Consider the following 4530-nt stretch of genomic DNA (forward strand, 5'->3'; position numbering starts at 1 on the left):
GGTAGAGAACAATTCACATATTTCACATTTTGCTCCTTCTGTCAATAGCGAAGGCCAGTGAAAACCGAAAAACCGAGGATAAACCCTGTTTTTCCAAAAACCTGGAACAGACCCCGGTTTTCAATGAGATTGTAAAATCCCTCTATTTTTTGTCTTAGTATTACGATCTGGCAAGTACAAAACCGGGTACAAAACCGGGGACAGACCCCGGTTTTGCAATGTGACTGAGAATAGTTGCCAGTTGTTTGTTCGAGCATTTCAGAAGGAACTTCTTGAAATGACAATTAATATGCTTTAAATCAAGGCCGAAATGGTCTGAGAAAGCCATTCCGCGGGCAAAAATGGTGCTTTTAAGGAACCCACCATCCTAAATTGAGAAATTGGAGAGGTGGGTCGCGCTACCTGATCAGCTATTGTCGGCAGCCGATTTTTATCGTACCAAGCAGGGCACTTATTAACCGGTAATGAGATTGAAGTGCTAATGATTCTCTTTTGTCCGATGATGTCGTTAGCGAAACTATGTGTAATACCAAACCGGGGGGACCCCATGAAAAAATCTGATCTTTTCTTCCATATATCTCTTGGGGAAGACAGTACCCGCCAGTTTAAGGTTGATGTCCGTAATGGTGAATCGCTAGCGTCAGAAATGGCAGCTTTCGCCAATTCTAATGGTGGTAGTGTTTATATCGGCGTAGCGGATGACGGTTCTATGCATGGTTTATCAAAAGAGGATGTTTCCCGAATCAATCAACTGATCAGTAATGCTGCCAGTCAGCAGGTGCGCAGCCCTCTGACGGTTCAAACCGAGAATGTTGCATTGGAAAATGGCCGCATTGTCATCGTGTTGACCGTACCTAAGGGGATAGACAAACCTTATTTTGATAAGAATGGCATCATTTGGCTGAAGACTGGCGCGGACAAACGGCGGGTGAACTCAAAGGAAGAATTGCGTCGACTGTTTCAGATTTCAGATCAGTTCCATGCCGACGAGCTGCCTACCAAAGCAGGAATCGATAAGTTGGATAAGTTGCGCTTTCGCGACTTTTTGCGGGATGTGTATAAAGAGGATTATCCGGATTCTTTCCTCGAGTTGACCCGGCTGTTGCAGAACATGAATCTGGCAACCGATGACGGGAAGATGAACCTGGCTGGGGTGCTATTGTTTACCGAACGTCCTGAGTGGATAAAACCGCAATTTGTGGTCAAAGCGATTCGTTATCCTGGCAACGAGATTCATGTCAGCGACTATGTGGATACCGAGGATTTTTCTGGTCCTTTGTCCAAATTATTTGATGACTCCATGGCTTTTGTCATGCGTAATCTGCATAAGGTTCAGGCCGGTCGTGGGGTAAATGCACCCGGTGTTCCGGAAATCCCGGAGGCAGTTTTTGAGGAACTGTTGGTTAATGCCTTGGTGCATCGCGACTATCTGGTCAGTGCCCCAATCCGTCTTTTTATCTTCGACAATCGTATTGAAATCATCAGTCCCGGCCATCTGCCCAACAATCTGACAGTAGAGAAGATCAGGACAGGAAACTCCAATATCCGTAATCCTATCCTGGTCTCCTATGTTGCCAAAGGGATGTTGCCTTATCACGGGTTGGGTTCAGGTATTAAGCGTGCGCTTGAGTTATATCCGCAGATAGACTTTCTCGATGACCGGGACGGATGTATGTTCACTGTGACGGTTCACCGAAAAAAGGGCGGGGATTCGATGGAGGCACTTATTTCACCCGAAAGTTCACTAAAAAGTTCACTAAAAAGTTCACCGAAAACTGAAGAGCGGATTATTGAGCTGATCCGGATGGATGCAACGATTACCACTGAAGCGCTGGGTGAGGCTTTGTGTATTTCTAAACGGGCAATTCTCAAGCAAATTGACAAACTTAAAAAACAGGATCGCCTTCGTCGTATTGGTTCGGCTAGGGGTGGGTATTGGAAGGTTATTGAATGAGTTGGAACGTTGAAGATGCCATATGGTTTGATTTGGAGAAAATGGAGACATCTGGTTCTGACCACTGGAAGGAAAAATTACTGCGACAACAATTGGACTTGAGTTGGCTGAAGCCGGAAATGGTTCCTTGAAAAGCAAAAAGCCACGATAATCACCGCGACTTCCAGCCGACCGGGAATCCCCAATCTACAGATTTTTGATAACAAGGCCCTATCAATAAATCAATTATTTCTTGACAAGGTATCAATTGATACTATACTATTATGAATAGACCATCGCATAAGGAATTGACTCGCAAATTGTATGCGGCCGGCCAGGCAATCAGAAAAGGGCGGGTTGCACTGCTTAATCAATTGTCGCTGGCAGCCGATGCCATGGATCTGGATTACAGTATAGAGATAGAACTGGAAGCAGTTCTTGTTGAACTGCTTGATGAAACTAATCCGGCGCATTACACCGGATCGAGACCTCCACAAAAATCATATGAAAAGGATATTCGGGACCTGGAACTTTTCGCGTTTTCCGTCGAAAGCAGCCGGTTTAAATGCCGGATTTATTTCAAGTTTGCTTTGGCGGAAGAGATGTTTTGGCTGGTATCACTGCACTCGGACCGGCCGATGAAGGAGGAATCATGAAAACTTTGTCTTGCCCCAAGGGCCACGGGCCTATGGAGCTGAAGACCGTTAAAAAAGAGATGATTTTTAAAGGGGTTGATATAGTCGTTGAGGCTGATGTTTACCTGTGTCCTGAATGTGGTTTGGAAGCCGGGACGCCGCAATCGGCAGGTGCATTGCAGCTGTCTATTGCTGACGCTTATCGTGTCAAACAAGGTTTTTTAACCAGTAATGAGATTAAAGAGCTCCGAAAATCACGTCATTTGACTCAGCAGCAACTTGCTGAGATTATGAATATTGGGATTGCTAGCCTTAAACGCTGGGAAACCGGTACGGTTCAGAGTGCATCCATGGATAATGCCCTGCGTGTGCATCTTCAGGGGAGTGCTCAGACGAATAATTTTTCCGGGAATCGTGAAATATCCTTGCCGCGCATCAAATTAGTGACCAGGTATCTTGAGGCATTATCAAGAAAAAAGTTGTTAAAGAAAGGCGATAAGCTTTTATTTCTGGCTAAATATCTCTGGTACGCGGATTTTGTCTGTTTCCGGCAATTGGGCCGCGGCTTGACCGGGGCGTCATATGCCGCCATTACCTATGGCCCTCAGCTTAATAACTACAGGGATTTGATTGATCTTATAAAGGAATCAGATGAAAACAAGGCAGAACCTTTAACCGATGAAGAGCTGCGGGTATTGGATCAAGTTATTACGAAGTTTCCTGAAGAGCAGATAGTCTATGACGCCGCCCACCGTGAAAAAATATGGCGGGAAACCGAAACGGGAGCTTTGATATCATACTCTCGTGCCTATGAATTGACCGAGATTTAGGCGGTGAAATTGTGGGTAGTGTTCAAAACCGGGGTCAGACCCCGGTTTTACTCTTCCCGGTAATGAGGAGCGAAGCGGCGTTCGACGCTATTTACTTTAGATTTATGGTGGGCACTTGAGTAGTTGCCTCAACTTAATCGTTTAAATATGGGTGGTGGTATTTCATGGCAAAGCCTAAATGTGGATATTGTGGGAAAAGGGTCGCAAAGCGATATTGTAGCAGTTTAGATAAATTGATTTGCTCCCAATGTTGTGGGGAAAATCGTCTGAAAAATATTTCGTGTGATCAGGAGTGTCGTTATCTTGACAATGAAGTATATCAACAAAAAATCAGGAAAGAAAAAGAGCTCAGTACGGAATTGAAAAAGATACCTCATTCTGAGACTGACGACATTTTCAAAGAACCTGATGCAAAACGAGTTGCATATGCGTTCGAATCATTTTTTGCCGAATGCTACTCAAAGGATCTGTTTAATCTTACTGATCAAAAAATAAAAGGGACTCTTAGTGATCTTTATTTCCATAAAATCAAGGGGAAAATGGTCGATCCCGATGATTTTTTTTCTTTGACCATGAGGGTTTATGATAGTCTTAAAGAAGAAAAAGAACCGGAATCTTTGATATGTAAAGTTATGTTAAGAATTATCATTTCGGTAAAAAAAATGACTGGTGGTCCTTTCGGAGCTTATGGTTACTTAAACTATGTCAAGAACAACCTGCATCCTGACATGCTGGGTGATAATGTTGGTGGGCACATAATAGAAACAAAGGACGGCAAGAGGAAAATTGTAAAATTTGGGGTCGGTAAATTTAAATGATAACCATAGTCAATAAGGTTTTGTGTTTTACTAATCTCCACCTGGTCGTAACCATCGTCAATAAAACCGGGGATAGACTCCGGTTTTCAATGAGACTGATAAGAATACTCCATTTTTTGTCTTAGCATTACGATCCGGCAAGTAAGCTTGTGGAATTTATGGTGTAATTTAACCACGACTCCAAAATATCCAGGAGGAAGAAAATGGATCAATTCGTTTCGACCAACGGCATTCGACTGCATTATCTGGATCATCCGGGCGAGGGAATGACCCTGGTGCTGATGCCCGGCTTGACTGCCAATGCCCATTCATTC

The 4530-nt window shown here is 43.9% G+C and carries 5 protein-coding genes; all 5 read left to right on the forward strand.

Features of this window, described 5'->3' with window-relative positions:
* Positions 1-547 precede the first annotated feature (547 nt).
* The 5 genes from U9P07_03610 to U9P07_03630 all read left to right on the forward strand — a co-directional run bounded on the left by U9P07_03610 (position 548) and on the right by U9P07_03630 (position 4216).
* The gene (locus tag U9P07_03610) at positions 548-1954 is read left to right on the forward strand and encodes a putative DNA binding domain-containing protein (protein MEA2108485.1); all 1407 of its coding nucleotides are present in this window, start codon (positions 548-550) and stop codon (positions 1952-1954) included.
* Positions 1951-2085, forward strand: coding sequence for a hypothetical protein (locus U9P07_03615; protein MEA2108486.1), 135 nt, complete (start codon positions 1951-1953; stop codon positions 2083-2085). Before U9P07_03610 ends, U9P07_03615 begins: the two co-directional genes overlap by 4 nt.
* Positions 2086-2217: 132 nt before the next feature.
* The gene (locus U9P07_03620; protein MEA2108487.1) at positions 2218-2589 is read left to right on the forward strand and encodes a hypothetical protein; all 372 of its coding nucleotides are present in this window, start codon (positions 2218-2220) and stop codon (positions 2587-2589) included.
* The gene (locus U9P07_03625; protein ID MEA2108488.1) at positions 2586-3398 is read left to right on the forward strand and encodes a DUF4065 domain-containing protein; all 813 of its coding nucleotides are present in this window, start codon (positions 2586-2588) and stop codon (positions 3396-3398) included. Before U9P07_03620 ends, U9P07_03625 begins: the two co-directional genes overlap by 4 nt.
* 164 nt (positions 3399-3562) lie before the next feature.
* Positions 3563-4216 (forward strand): hypothetical protein, encoded by a 654-nt coding sequence (locus U9P07_03630; GenBank protein MEA2108489.1) that lies wholly within the window; start codon positions 3563-3565, stop codon positions 4214-4216.
* Positions 4217-4530: the final 314 nt, after the last annotated feature.

Source organism: Pseudomonadota bacterium (genome assembly GCA_034660915.1).
In the GTDB taxonomy this organism is placed as follows: Bacteria; Desulfobacterota; Anaeroferrophillalia; order Anaeroferrophillales; family Anaeroferrophillaceae; genus DQWO01.